General features: G+C 50.4%; 1 protein-coding gene. It reads right to left on the bottom strand.

The window, feature by feature from the left end; all coding sequences use genetic code 11:
• A partial coding sequence (locus J0A66_RS22265) for a DUF350 domain-containing protein (protein WP_206576012.1) occupies window positions 1-341 on the bottom strand: 341 nt, incomplete at both ends.

The following is a 341-nucleotide window of genomic DNA, read 5'->3' as shown; positions in this document are numbered from 1 at the left end:
ATCCAACTCATCCAGCACCAGCCTGTCGTGGGCAAAACGGCCTACTTTTATCAGCAGAATGCCAACCACACCATAAACCAGCATCTGTAGGGATTGGGCAAGGTAATCACCTGAGGAGGCTTTCTCTGCCGCACTCCAGAGCACAATGGAGAGTGCCATCAGACTGGATGCGACACTGATCCCAAAGGCGAAGTTGTCCTTACCGGATAGTTGGTCGGTGCCGTCCACTCGCGTCCACAGACCAAATACCCAACGCATAACTATCAACAACACTAATGCAATAGCGACATCCAGGCCTATATATAACAAGGCCTGAGGGGTGATGGATAAACCCATCAAAT

The organism is Bowmanella dokdonensis (genome assembly GCF_017254865.1).
Classification (GTDB): domain Bacteria; phylum Pseudomonadota; class Gammaproteobacteria; order Enterobacterales; family Alteromonadaceae; genus Bowmanella; species Bowmanella dokdonensis.
This window is presented reverse-complemented; position numbering and strand designations above follow the sequence as displayed.